20 protein-coding genes and 2 pseudogenes are annotated in these 18,864 nt (G+C 55.0%); 2 read left to right on the plus strand and 20 right to left on the minus strand.

Annotation, left to right across the window (positions count from 1 at the left end; genetic code table 11):
• Positions 1 to 5: 5 nt before the first annotated feature.
• The 5 genes from D1646_RS09435 to D1646_RS09455 all read right to left on the minus strand — a co-directional run bounded on the left by D1646_RS09435 (position 6) and on the right by D1646_RS09455 (position 4,294).
• Positions 6 to 272, minus strand: coding sequence for a DUF6870 family protein (locus D1646_RS09435; protein ID WP_044919915.1), 267 nt, complete (start codon positions 270 to 272; stop codon positions 6 to 8).
• A gap of 428 nt (positions 273 to 700) precedes the next feature.
• On the minus strand, positions 701 to 1,123 hold the full coding sequence (locus tag D1646_RS09440; protein ID WP_160636223.1) for a sigma-70 family RNA polymerase sigma factor: 423 nt from the start codon (positions 1,121 to 1,123) through the stop codon (positions 701 to 703).
• A gap of 481 nt (positions 1,124 to 1,604) precedes the next feature.
• The gene (locus D1646_RS09445; protein ID WP_160636224.1) at positions 1,605 to 2,033 is read right to left on the minus strand and encodes a hypothetical protein; all 429 of its coding nucleotides are present in this window, start codon (positions 2,031 to 2,033) and stop codon (positions 1,605 to 1,607) included.
• A gap of 154 nt (positions 2,034 to 2,187) precedes the next feature.
• On the minus strand, positions 2,188 to 3,642 hold the full coding sequence (locus D1646_RS09450) for a HAMP domain-containing sensor histidine kinase (protein ID WP_160636225.1): 1,455 nt from the start codon (positions 3,640 to 3,642) through the stop codon (positions 2,188 to 2,190).
• Positions 3,620 to 4,294, minus strand: coding sequence for a response regulator transcription factor (locus D1646_RS09455; protein ID WP_160636226.1), 675 nt, complete (start codon positions 4,292 to 4,294; stop codon positions 3,620 to 3,622). The genes D1646_RS09450 and D1646_RS09455 overlap by 23 nt, the downstream gene beginning before the upstream one ends.
• Positions 4,295 to 4,501: 207 nt before the next feature.
• Here D1646_RS09455 and D1646_RS09460 point away from each other — a divergent pair, with 207 nt between their 5' ends.
• On the plus strand, positions 4,502 to 4,858 hold the full coding sequence (locus D1646_RS09460) for a helix-turn-helix domain-containing protein (protein ID WP_160264207.1): 357 nt from the start codon (positions 4,502 to 4,504) through the stop codon (positions 4,856 to 4,858).
• Between the two features lie 186 nt (positions 4,859 to 5,044).
• On the opposite strand, the gene D1646_RS09465 is transcribed toward D1646_RS09460, so the two are convergent.
• Complete coding sequence (locus D1646_RS09465; protein ID WP_160636241.1) at positions 5,045 to 6,391, minus strand: relaxase/mobilization nuclease domain-containing protein; 1,347 nt, start codon at positions 6,389 to 6,391, stop codon at positions 5,045 to 5,047.
• Positions 6,392 to 6,583: 192 nt separating this feature from the next.
• Between D1646_RS09465 and D1646_RS09470 the strand changes: the two genes are divergently transcribed.
• A complete protein-coding gene (locus tag D1646_RS09470; protein ID WP_160636227.1) occupies positions 6,584 to 7,345 on the plus strand; it encodes a hypothetical protein in 762 nt (253 codons plus the stop codon).
• A gap of 145 nt (positions 7,346 to 7,490) precedes the next feature.
• Here the strand turns inward: D1646_RS09470 and D1646_RS09475 are convergent, their stop codons facing one another.
• The 14 genes and pseudogenes from D1646_RS09475 to D1646_RS09540 form a co-directional block, all read right to left on the minus strand.
• The gene (locus tag D1646_RS09475) at positions 7,491 to 7,841 is read right to left on the minus strand and encodes a plasmid mobilization relaxosome protein MobC (protein ID WP_160636228.1); all 351 of its coding nucleotides are present in this window, start codon (positions 7,839 to 7,841) and stop codon (positions 7,491 to 7,493) included.
• A 2-nt stretch (positions 7,842 to 7,843) separates the two neighbouring features.
• Positions 7,844 to 8,386, minus strand: a complete 543-nt coding sequence (locus D1646_RS09480; protein ID WP_160636229.1) for a hypothetical protein — start codon at positions 8,384 to 8,386, stop codon at positions 7,844 to 7,846.
• Between the two features lie 124 nt (positions 8,387 to 8,510).
• Complete coding sequence (locus D1646_RS09485; RefSeq protein WP_160636230.1) at positions 8,511 to 8,864, minus strand: cysteine-rich VLP domain-containing protein; 354 nt, start codon at positions 8,862 to 8,864, stop codon at positions 8,511 to 8,513.
• A 174-nt stretch (positions 8,865 to 9,038) separates the two neighbouring features.
• Entirely contained in the window at positions 9,039 to 9,713 is a 675-nt protein-coding gene (locus D1646_RS09490) for a CD1107 family mobile element protein (RefSeq protein WP_160636231.1), read from the minus strand.
• Positions 9,710 to 9,967, minus strand: coding sequence for a DUF4315 family protein (locus D1646_RS09495; RefSeq protein ID WP_035296263.1), 258 nt, complete (start codon positions 9,965 to 9,967; stop codon positions 9,710 to 9,712). The genes D1646_RS09490 and D1646_RS09495 overlap by 4 nt, the downstream gene beginning before the upstream one ends.
• 14 nt (positions 9,968 to 9,981) lie before the next feature.
• Positions 9,982 to 11,580 (minus strand): C40 family peptidase, encoded by a 1,599-nt coding sequence (locus D1646_RS09500; protein ID WP_347565173.1) that lies wholly within the window; start codon positions 11,578 to 11,580, stop codon positions 9,982 to 9,984.
• Positions 11,581 to 11,659: 79 nt separating this feature from the next.
• A complete protein-coding gene (locus tag D1646_RS09505; RefSeq protein WP_347565174.1) occupies positions 11,660 to 13,930 on the minus strand; it encodes a DUF87 domain-containing protein in 2,271 nt (756 codons plus the stop codon).
• 40 nt (positions 13,931 to 13,970) lie between these two features.
• The gene (locus D1646_RS09510; RefSeq protein WP_160636234.1) at positions 13,971 to 14,345 is read right to left on the minus strand and encodes a PrgI family protein; all 375 of its coding nucleotides are present in this window, start codon (positions 14,343 to 14,345) and stop codon (positions 13,971 to 13,973) included.
• Between the two features lie 15 nt (positions 14,346 to 14,360).
• Positions 14,361 to 14,916 (minus strand): annotated as a pseudogene (locus D1646_RS09515) (MT-A70 family methyltransferase); the annotation flags it as partial.
• Positions 14,913 to 15,707 carry a site-specific DNA-methyltransferase gene (locus tag D1646_RS09520; protein ID WP_160636236.1) on the minus strand — a complete coding sequence of 265 codons (795 nt, stop codon included), beginning with the start codon at positions 15,705 to 15,707 and terminating at the stop codon, positions 14,913 to 14,915. The pseudogene D1646_RS09515 and the gene D1646_RS09520, both read right to left, overlap by 4 nt.
• The gene (locus D1646_RS09525; RefSeq protein ID WP_160636237.1) at positions 15,697 to 16,485 is read right to left on the minus strand and encodes a septation protein SpoVG family protein; all 789 of its coding nucleotides are present in this window, start codon (positions 16,483 to 16,485) and stop codon (positions 15,697 to 15,699) included. Before D1646_RS09525 ends, D1646_RS09520 begins: the two co-directional genes overlap by 11 nt.
• Positions 16,486 to 16,538: 53 nt before the next feature.
• Positions 16,539 to 17,405 carry a VirB6/TrbL-like conjugal transfer protein, CD1112 family gene (locus tag D1646_RS09530; protein ID WP_160636238.1) on the minus strand — a complete coding sequence of 289 codons (867 nt, stop codon included), beginning with the start codon at positions 17,403 to 17,405 and terminating at the stop codon, positions 16,539 to 16,541.
• Positions 17,406 to 17,417: 12 nt separating this feature from the next.
• Positions 17,418 to 17,495, minus strand: a pseudogene (locus tag D1646_RS09535) (Maff2 family protein); the annotation flags it as partial.
• A 97-nt stretch (positions 17,496 to 17,592) separates the two neighbouring features.
• Positions 17,593 to 18,864 (minus strand): recombinase family protein (locus D1646_RS09540; protein WP_160636239.1); only part of this gene is annotated, 1,272 nt, incomplete at its 5' end.

The following is an 18,864-nucleotide window of genomic DNA, read 5'->3' on the forward strand; positions in this document are numbered from 1 at the left end:
AGCAGTTACAGCCCGCTCTTTTGCCGAATAAGAAAGGCGGTCAACGTCTCCTGCAGGGAGGGGCCGCCCTCGGCAAATTCGATTTTCACGCCCACGCCGCCCACACTAAAGCAGTACGGATTGACGGCCCGTTTCACAAACCGGGCCAGCCGCTCCTCCCGGGGGAGGGTGCGGTCAAAGGCCATACCGCTCACGTCAGCCAGCGCATCCGCGCTCACCGCGCCGATGTTCACGCTTTTCATTTGTTCCAGCTCTTGTGCGGTCAGTTTCACGGCAAAACCTCCTTTTGCGTTTTGGGTTGGTGGGGAAACGCGAAAGGACAGCACTCCGAAAAGTGCTGCCCTTTGGCCTATCCCTACCTTGGGACAAATTGTCTCAAACTTGTTTGAAAGAGGAAACGCCGGGCCCGTATGTTTGGCCCGTCAAAAGACAGCAGGTAGCGGCCCGGCGTTCCCTTGTTTTGTGCGGCGGCCCCAAGCGGCAAGCGGCCAGCTTGTCCCTCGCGGATCGTGGCCGTGGGGGTGGCAGGCTCCCCACGCGCGGCGGTGGTGTTGGTCGCTCGTCCTCCCGTGGGAGAAGTCACCGCGCACCCGCCGCCCGGCTCCCCGCGTTCACCCGGGGCCGCCCGCTATTCAGTTGTGGAGAAGAAAAAACTTCCTCTCATATACCACCAGAAAAGCGGAGCAAATGGAGGGGGCAATCAAGAATTTTTTTGCAAATATTTTTTCATGCTTTTCAAGCCGCTCAAAACGGACTCACGGACGGAGCTCTTGTCCACGCCCTCGGCCTGGGCAATCTCCCGGTAGGTCATGCCGAGGATAAAGTGAGCATCTACCCTCCGGCCCTGGGTTTCCGGCAGGCTGTTCAGCGCGTTCCACAGACGGCAGAACCGCTCCTTGAGCTCCAGAACCTCGTCCGGGGTGAGCTCGTGCAGGCAGGCGGAATACTCGATGCCGTCATCCGCATCCAAGGAATAGTACGCCTTGTTGTAGCGGGCCCGCTCGGTATAGGCCGCCTCATAGCGGACACTGGCCCGGAGCGCCTCGGCCACATCGTCAGAAACTTCCATATATTCATCCTGGGTGTACCAGTAGTAAAAGTCGCGCAAGTTGATGATAGTCATTGTATGTACCTCCATATCGTTTTTGTGGTTGGGTTGCCGGGAAACGATATGGAGGGCGGCGGGGAGCGACACCCAGGGGAGCCGTTCCTCACCTTGGGACTGTTTGTCTCAAAGTGGAGCCGACAAGAAACGACAACGCCCGCACAGCGTTGTACTGTGCGGGCGCATGAAATGACGCAGTTCTTTATGTACTTGCAAATTTCGCGTTTATGGTCGGAGTTATCCGGTGGTGGAGCTATACTTTTTTTGACAAGTTAGGTGGAACAATAATTAAAAAAGACATGGCGATACCTCCCGAATACCGCCCTGTCCTTAAAATGGGTGACTTTAATACACCCCTCTGTTTTCAAAAGAAAACGGCGGCTTTGATTTGTGATTTCAAAACCGCCGTTAAAACATACCGTTCATTCCCAGTTATTCACTTGCTTAAACAGTTGTTAGAATTGCGGTATGGCAACAGGAAAACCGCATTTCTTAAAAGTTACTTTTCTGAAGAACTCCCCACAAGGGAACTGTCAAGAGGAGATACCATCAAGAGGCTATCTCCGTTGACCATATTCTTGGACACATGCCCACCGTTTTTGATAAAATCAAGCGTTCTTGCCAACGTATCTTTGCAGGCTTGAACATCCTGCTGCGTTAAATCGGGTTCACCAGTGGCGAGCAGTTCCATAAGGCTACGCTCGATGCTTTCAGCGTAGGCTTTGTACTCATCGTATGCCCAATACTCATTCTTGTCATTTTCGGGAGACGGCTGCTCGGTAACATCCCAAACGATGGCGCTTTCGCCTTCTTCCCGGAGATTTTCGGCATTGGCGGGATTAGCGTTGGCAGCAAATGCGGTCATCGTCCCGCAAAGCAGCATCGTCAATGCCAAAGCAGGAACAATCATTTTTTTCTGATATTTCATAAAATCACCTCTTCTGTCATGGCGCGGTTTTTCCTGTTGCAAATACAGAATACAGTTCTTAAATGGAGTAGTTCTGGAGTGAATATGGAGTTTATGTGGAGTTACACCAATAAAAAGAGCCTGCGTTAAGCAAGCTCTTTTCTGTGGCCTGAAATTATAGTGAGAACCAAAATTCTACACCGTCATTTAGATTTTGAATAGAAAATTGCGCAGAGTGTTGTTCCAAGATACGCTTTACAATATATAGACCTAATCCGCTTCCCCCAGTTCTCCTGCTCCTGGAATCATCAGCCCGATAAAAAACCTCATAGAGATGTGATATTGCTTCCTCTTTGATTTGAACACCTGTATTTAGAATGGAAAAATAAACACATCCATTTTTAAGAAACGAAGTAACCACTATCTGTTCTCCTCTCGGAGAATGTCGAATTGCGTTACTGAATAAATTACTTAGAACTTTTTTCATCATTTTTTCGTCTGCATTTACTGTGATATGTTCTGAAATATTTATATCCAGTTCCATATCTTTTTGCTCGATAAAATCAATATATTCAGCCGCTATTACTCGTACTAACTCGGAAAAATCAAAGTCTGCTCTACCCAATGAAAAATCTGATGCATCAAGGCGGGAAATTGTTACAATCTCTTGAATAGTACGCTCCATTGAATGTGCAATAGCAAGCGATTTTGCAAGGTACTTATCCCTATCCTTGTAACTTCCATAATTTTGTAGCATTCCATCTAACTGCCCTTGCAAAGCTGTAATAGGAGTTTTTAATTCATGTGATACTGCAGAAAAAAATGCCATGCGCTGTCTATCTAATTCCCGTTCCCTATCAATATCCAGTTGCAAAAAACCATTTGCAACTTTTAATTCTTCAAGACTTTTTGCCAGATTTTGTACCAATTCGTTCAAACTGCTTGCTAATACGCCGATCTCATCATCACGGCTTTCGTCACATCGACAATCAAGTTCCATGCCGGCCATTTTCTTTGATAATATACTAAGCGAAACAATCGGCCTTGTAATGTAATGGGAATAGAAAAAAGCTGCTAATAAAGAAATAAAAACAATAGCACCTATTATCCAAGGCAAAATCTGCAAGAGCGTAGTCACTACTTGATTAACAGATTTTGTTCCACCTATCACAATCAAACTGCAATCTTTTTCCATATCCGAAAACGAAAAGGAATACTCTTTTGCGTTCGACAAGTCATAAACTGTGTCTGAGAAGTTATTTCCATTACCAACCAAGATTTTGTTTTCATTTTCTTTGATAGTAGAGACATTATCATTTTCACTATCTTCGAATATGACACTTGATGGGGGCGAAATTATTGTATTGTCTGGTAGCCGAATTAACAATGTTGCGTTGGTGTTCATTAAAAATCTGTCAAAAAGCGAATTACTTTTTTCAAAAGTTGTCTGTTTCAACTGTTCGATAAGTTGAAATACTTGTGTTTCTAAATCGCTATCCAATTCCATGCGGTAGGATGCTGGCATAGCAATCCCAATCAGTGCATAGGTTATGCCGCTCATTAACACCAGCAGAAACAAAGTAATTATGAATATTCTTGTTGTCAAGCTATGACTTATTTTCTTTTGCAATTCTATATCCCACCCCTCTAATTGTTTCGATTATATCAACTCCAAGTTTTTTGCGAATATTCTTTATGTGAGTATCAATAATACGCTCATCGACATAAAAATCACAATTCCATAATATGTTTAATAGGTTTTGCCGTGTATATACTCGACCTTGATTGAGCAGGAACTCTCGCAAAACCTCAAACTCTTTTGCAGTTAAATCTGTATCATTTCCATCAACAAAGGCTTTGTATCCATCTAAATCAAGCGTGACGTTTTTGTAGCGAAGATATTTCTCTGTTTCTGTATGCCCTGATGTCCTTCGTAAGATTGCCGCAATTTTTCTTTTCAGTATAGGCATAGAAAATGGCTTTGTAATGTAATCATCAATTTGCAGGTCAAGTCCTTTAATTTGGTCTGTTTCACTATCTAATGCGGTTAGCATGACTATGGGAACTTGAGACTGCTTTCGGATTAACTCGCAGACACCATATCCATCAATTTTGGGTAACATGATATCTAATAGCACAAGGTCTATTGCGTGTTGTGAAAAATGCGAAAGTGCCTCCACTCCATCACTGGCAGAAACTACACTATAACCCGCACCTATTAAATGATTTTCTAACAACTCTTGAATATCCGAATCATCCTCAACAATCAAGATTTTTTGCATATTGCCACACTCCCTTCCAAGCGTTATTGTAGCAGAGAATTATGTATTTATTGTGGAGTTCCATAAATTTTCCACGCAACTATTATATCTCTGCTCATTTCAACTTGCAATCATGTAACACGAAAATAAATACTACTAAAATATAAAATTCTATTTCGTTCTCATATTCCACCCCGAAATGTAGAATAATATAGGGGTGATGTGAGAATGTACCAATATGAAAAACGCCTGGACTGTCATGCCCTGGGCCAAGAAATCAAGCGCAGACGAAAAGCCAAAGGCTGGACGCAGGAGCATCTGGCCCAGCTTGTGGACCTTACCCCTCGCTCCATCATGTATATTGAGAACCGGGGCCAGCACACCAGTCTCAACGCCTTTTACAAACTCGTTACCCTTTTTGATATTTCCGTGGATGAATTTTTCTACCCGGACAAGCTGGGCGGCGAGAGTGAGCGCCGGAAACACATTGACCGGATGCTGAACGGAATGGACGAAAAGGAGCTTATCATCATAGAGGGAGCCGCAGAGGGTATCAGAAAAGCCAGAGAAACGGAGGGAACGTAAGAAAACGCGACCTCCGTTTTTTCGCGCCATATATAGGGGAGCGCACAAACGGCAAGCAATTCGGGTGTGGCCACACTCCGAAATTTTTGCTGGGCCGCAGGCCCGCAAAAATGCTTGTTGGGGAGCCTCCCCAAACCCGGCTCTTTGGGACAAAATGTCCCAAAGAGGTTGGCTGCGTCACCGCCGCTATCGCGTCTGTTCCTTATCGTCCCGCCCGTCCGTCAGTCCGAGCAGATGGTCGATGTTGGCCTTGACCGCCACGGCCTGCCGCATATCCCGCTGGGCCTGCCGGTACTCGGCATAGAGGGCCTTTTTCTTGTCCACCAGCTCCCGCCGCTGTTTTTTCAGCGCGTCCATTTTGGGGAGCTTTTCACCGCCTAACAATTCATTCATAGCGGCCCGGGCCGCCCGGTAGGTAGCAAGCTCCGCCTCGTGCTCGGCAAGATATTTTTTTGAATATCGGGCCGCCTTGTAGCCGTCAAACACGGGCCGGGCCTTTGCATAGTCCACCACGGCCCCCATGAGCCCGGAGACTTTGGAGAGGGCGGCCTCGGTGGTCTGGAGCTCCCCGGCCAGCGCGTGGGCCCGGTCAACCGCCGCCGTGGTCTTTGCCGCCAGCGCGTCATAGTCGGTCAGATTGCTTTCCTGCAGGAACTGGAGGGCGGCGGCCATCTGTTTCAGATTGTAGACCTTGGCCCAGCGTTCATAAGCGGGGCCCTTGCCCTCGGCCATGCGCTGTTGAATGTCAACGATAAGGCCCACCTGCCGGGGCGGGGGCGGCGCGTCCTTGGGGAGCTCCGGGAGGGGCCGCTCCCCGGCAATCACCGCCCGGATGTCCTCGGGGTCAAAGCCCGCGCCGAGGGTGGATGCCCGGAGCCGGGTGTACTTGTCCTGCCCCGGCGCGAGGAACGACACCACGCCGCCCCGCCCGCGCTTGACGGCAAAGCCGGACTCCTCCATCAGCCGGAGGAACGCGGCAAAGTCGGCGGGCTTTTTCTCAAGGGCCGCGATGATTGCCAGCCGCACCCGTTGCTGCGCGGAGGGCGGCTTTTCCCCCACCCACTGGCCATAGTGGAGGAAACGGCCTTTGCTGTGCTGTTTGGGATTTTGTATCACGGACAAATCATGCTCCAGACATACCCGGTCAGACAGCCGCCGCAGGGCAAAGCTGGAACCGAGGAAGTTATGGAATTTCCGGGAACAGTCAAAGGCCGTGGAATTGAAATAGATGTGGTTATGAATGTGGCCCTTGTCGGTATGGGTACAGACGAAAAACTGGTACTTGCCTTTCGTCCAGCGCATCGCCGTTTCATAACCGATTTTGTTTGCCTCGTCCGCCGTCACCTCGCCGGGCGGGAACGCCTGCCGGATCTGGAAGAACAGCGCCCCGCGCTCCACGGGCCGGGCCGTGGCCGCCTGGTATTCACTTTTCACCAGCAGAAACTCAGCAGCGGCTGTGGCCGGGTCGCATAGGTGGGAGGACACGGCCCCCAGCTTTTGGGGGGTGAGCCCGTAGGCAAACCGCTCCTCCATCGTCTGGACGGCGCTCAGTCCCGCCGCCTGCTTGTAGGGCCGGATGTAGGTCGTGGCCGTGGTAGCACCTCCTCTCGTTGGGACTTTGGGACAAAATGTCCCGAAGTAGCTAAATACAGTTAATATAGTATTTGACATTGTTCTTACAAAGTATTAAACTTTAGAAAACGACAAGAACGGAGGGGATTTTTAATGGGAGTTAAGCCACACGTTATAATGTTTTTAGATATTCTCGGCTATAAAAATATGATAGCATCTGTAACAAATGAAAACGATTATTTAGGTAATGTTCACACCCTCATGTCGCTGCTGTCAAAGTACATTGAAATATATAATCAAGGGGTTGACGAAAAAACAGAAAATCGCTTAAATCTTTCGAGATTTAAGTCTATGATATTTTCTGATAATATTCTATTTTTTGCCCCATATGACTCAGAAACAGATATGTTGAATTTGGCAAATAACCTTGTATATGGTCTAAGCCAATTTCTATTTCAATACACAAAAAGCAACATTTTCTTTAGAGGAGCTATCACAGCAGGGCAACTTTTTTATGATGAAAAGCTACATTTTGTTTTTGGGACAGGTTTAATTCGAGCTTATGAGTTAGAAAGTAATGTTGCAATATATCCTCGTATTATTATTGATACTTGTCTAAAACCATCACCTATACTGGTTGGATGGGCTCAAGATGAAGATGGAATTTGGTATGCAGATTATCTAACATTAGGGTATGCTCTATTGTGCGATCATCATAATGAGGAAAACCCCATACCACATGAGAAATTTCTTTCATATATGGGCAATTATAGAAATGCGATTTGTTCAGCATTGGAAAAATACAAAGCAAATGATAGAATTTATAGCAAATATGGATGGCTTGCCAGTTATTATAACCGTTTTTGTAAGCACATTGGTTCATCGGATTTGATTATTGACATAGAAAGGCGGTAGGGTGTAAATATCCTACCGTTTTTCATTCTTATAGGACCGGATATAGGTCGTGGCCGTGGTAGCACTTCTTCTCGTTGGGACTTTGGGACAAAATGTCCCGAAGTACGAAAAGCCGGGGAGCGGCACAGCACCGCTCCCCAGAAAGTCACAGCTCCACCAGCGCGGCAAGCTGTTTCAGCAAATCAGACAAAGGCCCCCACAAAGCGGAGTAGTCCCGTTGCAGGGCCGATATTTCCTCGGGGTAAATCCCCCCGTAGGTATTGGCATGGATAGCCACTTGATTGAGATTGTTTGAGCACCGCCGCTGGAGGGACACCAGCTCCCGGACGGGGGCAAGGTCAATCTGGAGCACATAGCCGCACAGAGCCATCCTCCGCATATAGGCCCCCATGTTGCGGATGCCCGCCTGGGCCATGCGTTCCCGGATAAGCTCCTGCTCTTCCTCGGACACCATCACATGGAGATGGACGGGGCGGCGGCGCTTTTTTCCGGCCATGCCTACCTATCGCCCCGGTCGGGCGCGTTCCGTTTGGGTGCGGCGGGGGCCTGCCGTTCCCCAGCCAGTTTCCCGGCCTCCCGCAGTTGGGCGGCAATCGGGGCCTTTTCCTGCCGGGCCCGTTTGCGGCCAGTGGCCTCCTGCTGAAGCTCCACCCCACGGGCACACTCGGCCAGCCGTTCCGGGGAAACAAATTCTTTCACCACATAGCTCCCAAAATCCGGGTAAAACCATGTGAGCCGTTGGGCCTCGGGAACCCGGCCCGTATCCTCCCATTTCCCCACCACCTGGGCCTGCGCGTCCATCAGCCGCCGCATATCCGGGTTATCACGGGAGGGCTTGAGCTCGTAGTTATAGAGCTCCTTTTCCGAGAGCGGCCGGGCATAGGCCAGCTCGCCCCACGCAAGCCGGGTATCATGCTCCACCCAAATCCGGCCCTCGTAGTTTTCGATCCGGATGGGCGGGTTGTCCTTATCCTTGGGGAATGTGCCGATGTCAACGGGCCGCTGGGTAGAATAATACTTGTATTCCTGCGCTTTTTCCAAAGTTACCTCCTCTCAGATGTTAGCTTTTGGGCCGGGAAACGGGGGCCGGACATAGAAACATACCGGGCCCCCGTGAACCGCGCCCGGAAAGCCTTGATACAAGCGGGTTTTCAAGCGGCAAAAGCTAACAGTCCAGCCGCCTTTTCCGCATATAGCCGCGCTGGCGTTTCCGCCGCGCATTTTCGGCGCAGGCCGCCGAACAGAACGCCTTTTTCCCCTCCGGCGCAAAGAGCCGCCCGCAGACGGCGCAGGGCCGCAGGTCGGGAGCCGGGCCGTCAGTCAGCGCGGCCTCCAGCGCAGGGTTTAAGGGGAGCACCGCCTCCCGGAAGTAGCGGCAGTAAGCCCCCGTCCAGCACTTCCCCAGCATATAGCACTCACAGTCGAGGGGCAGACAGCCGTATTCCCGGTCATAGTTGGCGCACCATTTCACTACAAGGGAACGGATAGCGGCCTTTTCCTCACGGGTCAGCTCGCGCAAAGTATCACCTCCCGCCCGTTTTTTTCAAAAGGCTCTGAAAGCAGGAGCCGCAGGGGATGCCGCGCCAGTAGGGGCAGCCACAGCACCGGGAGCCCTCGGGGGGCTTATCCGGGCGCGGGGGCTGGGGCCGTGGGCGGCGTTTCATTTCCCGTTCCAAAGGGTTGTTTGTGAAATTCATTCTCCGCCCTCCGTTTCTTCCTCATCCCACGGGGGGAGGTCGTCATATTCACCGCCGCCATAGTCCTCGCCGTATTCCCCAGCCTCGTCAAAGTCCTCACCGGGAGCGGCGGCCTCCTGCTGTTTGGGGCGGTAAATCTTGAAATACCACCCGGCCCCGCCGCCGAGGGCCAGCACCGCCAGCACCAGCAGGAGCGTCCCCGCCCCTCCGGATTTTTCCGGCTCGGGTTCCGGTTCCGGCTCCGGGGTGGGAGCAGGCTCCGGCTCCGGGAGCGGTTCGGGTACGGCCTCCGGGGAGGGCTCCGCAAGGGCCATCAAATCAGCCACGGTGACGGCGTTCAAGAAGTACACGTTTTCAGTCTCCCGTTGGCGGTCAATCACCAGATAGAACACGGACTCGTCCGCCGCCATGATAGTGAAAAATTCCTTGCCGTCCCCGTCCGTGGCGTTATCCACCATCGTCCCCTGCCCGTCCGGGGTGAACGGGTTGGGCTCGGGTTCCGGCTCCGGGGTGGCCGGGGGCTCCACGGGGTCAAGCCCCTCCCATTCCGGGCCGCCCGTACCGTCCTCCCATTCCTCACCGCCCCCGGCGTAGGCCGTGGTGGTGATGCCGCACAGCAAAAAAGCGGCGCACAGAGCCGCCGCCACTACACGATATTTTTTCAGTTTCATTCCGCGTCCTCCTTTTCCGGCCCGGCAGACTTCGGGACATTTTGTCCCAAAGTGTCCCCGGCCTTGATGCGCTGGAGCACCAGCGGGAGCTCCTCAAGGGAAATGCTCATGCCCCGCACGATGTCCACGATTTCCTCGTTCTCGGCCTCCTTGTGTTTCTGTTCCAGCTCTTTCAGCCGGGCCTGCTGGTCGCTGATTTTGCCCTTGACCTTTTCGATTTCGGCCATGATTTTTGCGCTCTTGCTAATCGCCATTGGAAACCTCCTTTTCACGGTAAACGCCCGTAGGCGTAGAAGTGGGCCTGCCAGTAGCTGCTGTTTAAGTTGGCGTAGCTGATGGGGTCGCCACAGTGTATCATCATCCCGTCCCCCACATAGATGCCACAGTGGGAGACTCCCGGGGTGTCATAGGTTCCCTTGAAGAAAACAAGGTCGCCGGGGCGGGGGGAGCTGGTTCTGGTGCAGATGTTGTAAAGCCCCTGGGCCCCCAGCCGCCCCACGTTCCAGCCGGAATGATTGACTACCCACGAAACAAAGCCGGAGCAGTCAAAGGACGTGGCCGGGGAGCTCCCGCCCCATACATAGGGATAGCCGAGGTATTTTTCCGCCTCGGAGAGCATCGCCGCGAATGTTTCATCGTCCAGATATTCCCCCGGCACTTCGTAGCCCTCCGGCGGGCTGGTGTATTTCCCCACATAGGACGAGCCGGGAAAGAGGTCGGGGCGGTTCCCCAGCGTAGCCATATAGAGGGAATACCGGGAAACCTTGTCTTCCCCCATGATGTAGATAGGGAGATGGGAAAGGTTGAAGTTATCCAGTGTCACAGTACAGATGTAGTAATCGTAATACACCCGGTAGCTGTCGGTGTGGGTATTGCCGTCCTCGTCCGTCCATGTATCCGTTTCGATGTAGTACCGCCGCTCCTTTACCACGTTCTCTGTCAGCGTGTACTGGCGGTCAAAGAGCATCTGCAGGGTAGGCTGGACATCCGCCAGCGTCCATTCCCCCTCGTGCCATGCGCTCAGAATGGAAACCAGCACATAGGGGTCATGTTCGATAGCGTCCAAATCGTAATGGTACTCGTCATAGTCGTGGGTACTTTCGTAGGTATCCAGATAATGCTGGAGCTCCGCCTCCAGTGAACAGTAGGCGGCCTCGGCCCCCAGCATATCCCCGTCCTGGGCGGGGTAGGTGGTGGCCCCAACCGCGCCTGCGGCGGCGTTCCCCAAAGTGATAAGGGAGGACGCGCAGGACTGGAGGGATAAAACGAGCACCACGCAGGCCAGCGCGATAAGCGCCCCCACGGGATGCCGCTTCACGAAAGCCACGGCCCGCTCCGCCAGCTTTTCCGTGGCGGCGGCGGTTTTCCCGGCGGCCTTGGCCCCTTGTTTCGTGGTCTGTTTCGCCGCCTGCCGCGCTTGTTTGGCGTATTGTTTTTTTAATTTCTGCTTGTGCCAATAGCGGGTAACTGCATTTTTTGCAAGCTCCGGGTTCTCCTGGGCGGCCATGCGGAACTGGTAGTCCGCCCGGGCCTTGATGTACTGCGCCTCGGCCTTGTGGACGGCCCGGGCCGGGTGCTCCCGGATGCGCTTTTTCGCATACCGCGTCCCATGCCGGAGGGCGGCCTCGCCCAAAAGCTCGGAGCGGTGGGCCCCCTCGGTTCCCACGTTTTCATGCTCCACCTCATAAACCTTGCCATGCACAAAACCGTGTGCGCTCCACCCGGCGGCCCCCAGCGCCCGGCGCACCGGGCCCCTGGGTTTTGGCGGCTTTTTGCCCTCCAGCTTTTTCCGGGCCCGGTTCAGCTTGTCCTCCCGCGTCTCCATGCGGAGCTTGGACTTGCTGATTTTTTCTTGTTCGCTTTCCATGCGGAATTTCGATTTTTTGGTTTTGGGCCCTTTCGGGGACTTTGGGACATTTTGTCCCGAAGTGCCTTTGTCCCCGGCGTTATTCGTTCCTCTGGTCATTGGCTATGTCCTCCGGGCGGGTGGTGAGCAGGTTGTAAATCTCCCCCTTGGGGAAACGGTCAACAAAGGGTATCGTCACATTCCCATAGAACAGCAGGCCCTCGCCGCTGTTGCTGTGGGTGATATAGGAAAGCTGGTGCTCGGAAATGCCGAGCTGTTTTGCGATGATGGCCCGGTCGCTCTGGGCCTGGGAGAGCAGAACAAGAAAATCGGTGTTATCCAGTATGTTCTCGATTTCCCGGCTGGCCAAAAGGTCTTTCACGTTCTGGGTGAGGGCCGAGGGCACACAGCCCTTTTTGCGGAGCATCTTCCACACCGCCACAAAGTAGCTGGCGGTCAGCGGGTCGCGCAGGAGGATGTGGAACTCGTCAAAGTAGCACCATGTCGCCGCGCCGTTTTGATAGTTGGTATTCACCGCCGAGGTGACAAACTCGTTGGTGACGTGCATCGCAATCTTGCGGAGGTTCTCCCCCAGCCCTTTCAGCACGATGCACACCACCCGGGAGCTCAAGTCCACGTTGGTCGGGTGGTTGAAAAGATTAAGGGAGCCCGTACAGTAGAGCTCCAGCGCAGTTGCCACACGTTTCGCCTCCGGCTCCGGCTGTTTCAAGAGCTCCTCATACAAGTCTTGGAGCAGGGGCATTTTCGCGCCCTCCAGCCCCAGCGCAAGCTCCCGGTACACCAGCCGCACACAGCGGTCGATGACGGTTTTCTCTATGGGTTGCAGGCCGTCCTTACCGCCTACCACCAGCTCACAGAGGGAAAGCAGAAAATCCGCTTTCATGGAAAGAGGGCTGTCCTCGTCATTCAAACCGATTTCAATATCCATCGGGTTGATATGGTGGGGGCTGTCCGGGGCAATCTCTATCACCTGCCCGCCCAGCCGCCGCACCAGCGGGGAATATTCCCCCATCGGGTCAACGATAACGATGCGGTCACTTGTGGCAAGAAAGACGTTTATCAATTCCCGCTTGGCGGCAAAGCTCTTGCCGGAGCCTGTGGAGCCGAGGTACATCCCATTGGCGGATTTCAGCTTTTTCCGGTCTGCCATGATGACATTGTGGGAAAGGGCGTTCATGCCGTAGTAGAGGGCCTGCCCGCCCATGCGGAGCTCCCTCGTCATAAAGGGAATGAAAATCGCGGTGGAGCTGGTTGTCATGCCCCGCTGTATCTGCACCTCGTTATAGCCGAGGGCCAGCGAGGACATAAAGCCCTGCTCCTGCTGCCAGTCCAGCCGCTTTAAGGCGCAGTTGTATTTCTGCGCGATGCCGGAGACGGTGAACACGTCATTTTCCAGCCGCTGGCGGGTGGGGGCGAGGTTGATGACGGTGAACGTCAAAAGGAACATCCGCTCATTCCTTGACTGCAAATCCCCCAAGAGCTCCGCCGCGTCCTTGCTGAACGTGATAAGGTCGGGGGGAAGAATATCCATGTCGTACCCGGCGCGGACGGCTTTTTTCTGCTCCTCCACTTTCATCTTGTCAATGTCCGAGATTTTCCCCTTGATGGTCTTTATTGCCTTTAACTGGTCAACGGTCTGGATGTGCATGGTGACGGTGAGCTCCGCGTCCAGCTCCAGAACCTCCCGCAAAAGACGGTCAGAGAGCTCGGACGCCAAAATCTGGAGATAGGACGCCGCGCCCCAGAAGCCGCCCACCTTAAAGAACCGGGAGCCCCTAAAGTCAAAGCCGCCGCTGGGGGTGATGAAGTCCTTTGTCCCCATGCCCGTTTTGGAAATATCGCCCCATGAAAAGCGGAACGGCTCCCGCCGTCCGGGGTGCATCTGCCCGTGTAAGAGGGCCAGCCGCTCCCGCCCGTCCAGCGGGGACGAGGGCACGCCCAGCCGGTGGAGGTTGCCCATCACGTCCGCCTCCACCCGGTCAAGCCGGGGCCGGGCGGCGGCGATGCCCTCGGCGGGCACGCCAAAGGTGATATATTTGGAGCGTTCAATCCCGTTGTTGGAGCGGGCAATCTGCCGTTTGAGCATCCCCACGAACTCGCCCCGGATGCTGTCAAAATCGTCCGCCTGGGCGGGGATGTTCACATGGTAGCGGCTGGTGGAGTGGGAGCGGCGGTTGATAAAGGAGAGCTGGACGGGGAGCGCGCTGTCGAAGTAGTTGAGGAACGAGCTCCACCCGCTGAAAATCGCGGACTGATCCTCGGTGGATGCCACGGAATAATTGATGTCCTCATATTCCACGGTCTTTGTGTAGAGCCCTCCGGGGAGCTGGCACACCCCGTCCGGGTGCATCGCCACATAGGGGATGGACTGCTGGGCGGATAAGGCCGCCTTATTCTTTCGCCTGCTTTTTCGGTTTTCCATTCACTGCCTCCTTTCCCGCCTGCCCGGTAAAGGGCGCGTAGATATTCCCGGTCTTGTAGGGCCTCACCCCGGGCCGCAGATACCGGGCCCGGATGATGTTCTTCACCACCTTTTCCAGCGGCAGGCCGTCTTTCTCATACATCGCCAGCAGGAACGCCGGGAGCATGATGCCCAGCATCAGAAACAGCGCCGCCGTGTTCCCAAAGGTATTCCGGGCCAGCAGGTAGGAGGGGACTCCCACAAGGGCCGCGCCGCCAAAGCACACAAGCTGGCGTTTCGTCAGATTGAAAGCAATCTTTGTCTTGATTTTGGATAGGTCGTTAGGTACATTCACATAGGGCATTTCAAGCCTCCTTTCTTTGGGACAAAATGTCCCGAAGTCCCGCCGTGGGCTCCACCTCGTTCCCCCACACGTCCCAGCCGGGGGCCGTCTGGCGGGCAAACAGCTCCACCCGGGGCACGTCCCCCATAAGGGCCACGATTTTCTCCCGGGCCTCGTCCGGCTTTTTGCTGTGGCCCTCGATAGGGGAGATGATGAACTGGTGGACGTTGGGGGCCTTGCGCCGGGGATGCCCACGGGTCGCCAGCAGGCACACCTCCGCGTTGGCCCGCGTCCAAAAGCCCAGCCCGTAAAACCAACTGTCCGCCTTTTTGTTCTTTTTCAGCCAGACAAAGCCCACGGACTTATAGTGAAAGCCCCACGCCTTGATGAGCCGCAGGGCCTCCGGGAGCTGGGGGAACGTGGCCCACAGAAAAAGAACGCTGTCCGGGGCGGCCAAATCCGCCACGGGCAACGCGCATAATTCCTCAATCCCCATTGTGGGGTAGTGCCGCTCTGCCGCACCTTGCAGGCCCTTTTGGGCGTACCGCCACGGCGGGTCGGCGTATATCACGTTATATTTACCGATAGTCACACCCCCTTTCCGCCAGCGGCCACAGCCGCCCGCGCCTGCGAGATGCGCTCCGTGGCCGGGCCGAAAAAGGCCGGGGCCGTCTCAAAGCAGATAAACTCCCGGCCCGTATTCAGCGCGGCGATGGCCGTTGTGCCAGAGCCCGCGCAGATGTCTGCCACCACCTCGCCGGGGCTGGTGTAGGTCTTTATCAGATACTCGCACAGCTCCACGGGTTTCTGGGTGGGGTGGACGGTATGGGCCACGGTCTGGAATGAAAGCAGGTTCCCCGGGAACCGCCGCCCGTCCTCCGAGCCGCTGCCGGAGCGGACGAACTTCCCATAGTTGGGGCTCTGGTCGCGGTGGGATGCGATTTTCTTATAAGGCTTGCCCTGCTCAAACTGCGGGTTGTATAAGGGGAGCTTTTGGTAAAATACCAGAATGTTCTCCGTCTTTTTCAGCGGGGCGCGGCGGGCGTTGAGAAATCCCGTACAGCGGCTCTTATACCACACCCATTCATAGCGGAGCATGGAGAGGTTGGATGCGCCGAGGATTTTGTCATAGGGGCACTGTGCGAAGAACAGCACCGCCCCGGAGGGCTTGACCGCCCAGCGCACCGCCTCCCACAGCTCCGGGAGGGGCAAAGGCACGTCCCAGTAGTTGCGGGTCGTGCCGTAGGGCGGGTCGGTCAGAAGCATATCAACCGAGTGCTCCGGGAGGGAGCGCAGGCCCGCGATGCCGTCCATAAGGTAGAGCCCGGAGGGTTCCGGGTTAAGGTTCGGGACATTTTGTCCCAAAGCCGGGCTATCTGCCATCCCGTCCCTCCTTTCCCTTTGCCGGGGCGGAGCGGGCGGCATTTTTCTGAGCGGCCTCCTTTCCCGCCTTGTCCATCTGCTCCCGGATGGGCGCGGGGCGCACCGCCTCGGCCCGGGCGATAAGTTTCTCAACCGCCGAATGGTACGCCTCCACCCCCGCCGCGTTCAGCCGCTCCTGGGTGGCCCGGTCATTGATACGCACCGTGGCCCGGTAGCCCGTCCTGCTGGTGGGGTCGGGTTTTGAGGGCGCACCTAAGAAAATGCCGTTCTGCCCGTTCACCACCTTGAAATCGTCCACCACCACGCCGCCGAAATTGACGCTGGCAAAGCCTATCAGTTTGTTCTGGGGCTCAATGGGGCGCACCGTCACCTCGATGGGGATAGTGGCGGCGGCAAGGTTCTGCTCCACCCGCAGGGCCACGGCCTCGTCAATGGTGATGCCCTGGTGCTCGGCCAGCTCCGCGATGGGGGCCTCGAAAATCAGACGGCGCATTTCCTCCTGGGCGGCCTCCGCCATTTCAGCGGTCTGCACCGCCGTCTGTGTGTTCGCCATAGATAAATCCTCCTTTCCGGGCCGGGGGATGACCGCCCCGCCCTCATAGTCATAGCCTGCCGCGTGTATCGCGGACAGTGTTTCCGCTGATACCGCCCCTTGCAGTTGCAGGTCGGTTTCAGCCATGAACGCCAGCATATCCCGCTGGTCAAATTCCTCCGGGAGCTTTCCGCCCCATGCCCGGCGCATCTCACCCTCCGGGCCCAGCTTATAACGCCTTGGCACAGCACACCTCCCCTCCGGGCCTTTGGGACAAAATGTCCCGAAGTGCCGCTAAATCAGTGGGCCCCGAAGATGCTCCGGGCGATTGTCCCGGTCTTAAACAGCATGAAGCAGAGGAGCACCGTATAGCCCACGGTTCCCCATATCGCGCCGATGGGGTCGCCCCCGGTGGCGATGCCCTGCACCAGCACCGCATAGATGCCGACACAGACTAAAATCAGCATCCCTTGAAAGCCCACGGCAAAAAGGGATTTTAAGTAGTTCTGGCCCATGCCGCCCACCTCCCGGTTGGAGAGGGTGGCAACGGGGATGGGCGCAAGGCTGGTCAGCAGATATATTTCTATCATTCTTCCGTACACCAGCACGAAAATGATGATGCCCAGCGCCTGCATGGTAAGGCCAACAACGGAGGACTGGAGCCACAGCCCCAGAAGCGGCCCCAAATCCATCCCCTCCAGCGTGGTCTGGAGGTTGCTCAACATATCCGGGGAAACCGCCGTGGAGCCCTGTATCAGCCCGGCAGAACGGGAAATCACGCTCTGCGACACGTCAAAGACGGCCATCACGATATTGAATGTGTTGGAAAGTATCAGCACCGCGCACGCGGTCTTGAACATCCATTTGTAGAGGTTCGCCACGTCAACCTCGTGCATATTGTTTTTTTCAAGGAGCATCTGGATGAGCTCATAGGTGGCTACAAAGGTCAGCACCAGCCCGGCGATGGGTAAAATCACCGTCTCGGAAAGCTGGCGGATGAGGGAGAAAACCCCGGCGTTCCATGCCGCCGGGGTCGTCCCTACCTGCACCGCAATCTCTCCGACTCTGGCGTTGACGGTATCAAAGAGCCCCTCAAGGTTCCCCATGATGCCGCCGATCAGCAGCTCCCGCAGCCAGTCCTCAAGCCAGTCGGTGAGAAAGTCCATAAGCCGCCGCCCTTAAAACAGCCCCGACAGCAGGGGGATGAGGGTCGTGCCGATGACGATGATGCCGCCCCCGGCCATGAGCTGTTTCATCTCAAAGTTAATGAAACAGCCCACGGCGGGCGGCGGCATGACCCTTACGGTTTACCCTTGATTCCCCTGCTGTCCAGGTGAAAAAGGCGATATTTAGTTACTTTTCTCGCACAATCCGGCGTTTGTCCGCCTGGTTGTTGAAGTTAAAATGAATCTCCACAGTCTGCCGGGTGGTATCACTATCTATGTCCTCATGAATGACGATCTTCTGCACAAGCCGGTTCAGCGTCACAGCGTCCAACTCTTGAATGTCCGCATAGTCCTTGATGATTTCCAGCCAGCGGGTGTTGTCCTCCTGCTCCTGGTTCTGCTGGGTCAGCCGCTGGCGGTTGAGCATTACACGGTTTTTCAGCGTGGTCTGCTCTGTCTGGCTGCGCTCCAAGATACGGTTGAAGTTGTCCTCGGTGATGCGGCCCGCAACCATATCCTCATACACACGGCTGATGATGCGTTCCAGCGCGTCAATCCGTTCGCTGTCCTCGGCTATGCTCTGCTCAATCAGAAGCCGCTCGGCCTGTTCGTCCGCCTGGCAGTTCTCCCGAAGCTGGGCGGCGGCCTCCTGTTCATCGGCCAGGGCCTTTTCCGCACAGCTTCTAATCTGCTCCAGCACGATGCCATAGAGGGTGTCGTACTTGATGCGGTGCTGGGTACAGTGGGCCTTGCCGTACTTGTTGTACCGGGAGCAGGTGTAAATCCTGTCATTACCCTTCTGATTGGCGCGGCGGATGTTCATGGTGCTGCCGCACTGTCCGCACTTTACCAGTCCAGCGAACAGGCTGAAATTTCCCCAGGCATCGGCACGTTTCCGGCTCTTGACCTTCTCCTGCACAATGTCGTAGGTGTCCCGGTCAATGATGGCCTCGTGCATCCCCTCAACGATGATCCAGTCCTCGCGCCGTTTGTCTCCCATCCAGCCGATTTTGAAGCGGTAATTAACCTTCTGAGAGGCGATAGCGCCGATGTAAACAGGGTTAGCCAGAATCTCCTTGATGGTAGTGAAGTCCCACATGAACCGCCCGCGCTCCGGGTTCTCGCGCTCAAACTTGGTGATGTGATCGCGCAATCCCTTCTGACGGTTCCACCACGCGGGGCAGGGGATTTCTTCATCTTCCAGCCTGCGGCGGATGCGGTTGGGGCCGCTGCCGTTCTTCGCCCACTCAAAAATCCTGCGGACGATCCAGGCCGTGTCCTCGTCAATGAGAAGATGGTTTTTGTCCTCCGGGTCTTTGCGGTAGCCGAACGGGGCCAGACAGCCGGTAAACTTGCCGGACTTGGCTTTTGTCAGGTAGGAGGAATGGACTTTCTTGCTCACATCCCGGCTATACATCTCGTTCAGGAGCGAGCGAAACGGGGTTATCTCATTCTCAAC

The organism is Pseudoflavonifractor sp. 60, assembly GCF_009911645.1.
Taxonomy (GTDB): Bacteria; Bacillota; Clostridia; order Oscillospirales; family Oscillospiraceae; genus Lawsonibacter.

Excerpts from the sequence above, each read along its gene's own strand:
- D1646_RS09440 (WP_160636223.1), bottom strand. The coding sequence starts at position 1,123 with ATGACTATCATCAACTTGCGCGACTTTTACTACTGGTACACCCAGGAT.
- D1646_RS09445 (WP_160636224.1), bottom strand. The coding sequence starts at position 2,033 with ATGAAATATCAGAAAAAAATGATTGTTCCTGCTTTGGCATTGACGATG.
- D1646_RS09455 (WP_160636226.1), bottom strand. The coding sequence starts at position 4,294 with ATGCAAAAAATCTTGATTGTTGAGGATGATTCGGATATTCAAGAGTTG.
- D1646_RS09460 (WP_160264207.1), top strand. The coding sequence starts at position 4,502 with ATGTACCAATATGAAAAACGCCTGGACTGTCATGCCCTGGGCCAAGAA.
- D1646_RS09465 (WP_160636241.1), bottom strand. The coding sequence starts at position 6,391 with ATGGAGGAGCGGTTTGCCTACGGGCTCACCCCCCAAAAGCTGGGGGCC.
- D1646_RS09470 (WP_160636227.1), top strand. The coding sequence starts at position 6,584 with ATGGGAGTTAAGCCACACGTTATAATGTTTTTAGATATTCTCGGCTAT.
- D1646_RS09475 (WP_160636228.1), bottom strand. The coding sequence starts at position 7,841 with ATGGCCGGAAAAAAGCGCCGCCGCCCCGTCCATCTCCATGTGATGGTG.
- D1646_RS09490 (WP_160636231.1), bottom strand. The coding sequence starts at position 9,713 with ATGAAACTGAAAAAATATCGTGTAGTGGCGGCGGCTCTGTGCGCCGCT.
- D1646_RS09495 (WP_035296263.1), bottom strand. The coding sequence starts at position 9,967 with ATGGCGATTAGCAAGAGCGCAAAAATCATGGCCGAAATCGAAAAGGTC.
- D1646_RS09500 (WP_347565173.1), bottom strand. The coding sequence starts at position 11,580 with ATGGAAAGCGAACAAGAAAAAATCAGCAAGTCCAAGCTCCGCATGGAG.
- D1646_RS09505 (WP_347565174.1), bottom strand. The coding sequence starts at position 13,930 with ATGCACCCGGACGGGGTGTGCCAGCTCCCCGGAGGGCTCTACACAAAG.
- D1646_RS09510 (WP_160636234.1), bottom strand. The coding sequence starts at position 14,345 with ATGCCCTATGTGAATGTACCTAACGACCTATCCAAAATCAAGACAAAG.
- D1646_RS09520 (WP_160636236.1), bottom strand. The coding sequence starts at position 15,707 with ATGGCAGATAGCCCGGCTTTGGGACAAAATGTCCCGAACCTTAACCCG.
- D1646_RS09530 (WP_160636238.1), bottom strand. The coding sequence starts at position 17,405 with ATGGACTTTCTCACCGACTGGCTTGAGGACTGGCTGCGGGAGCTGCTG.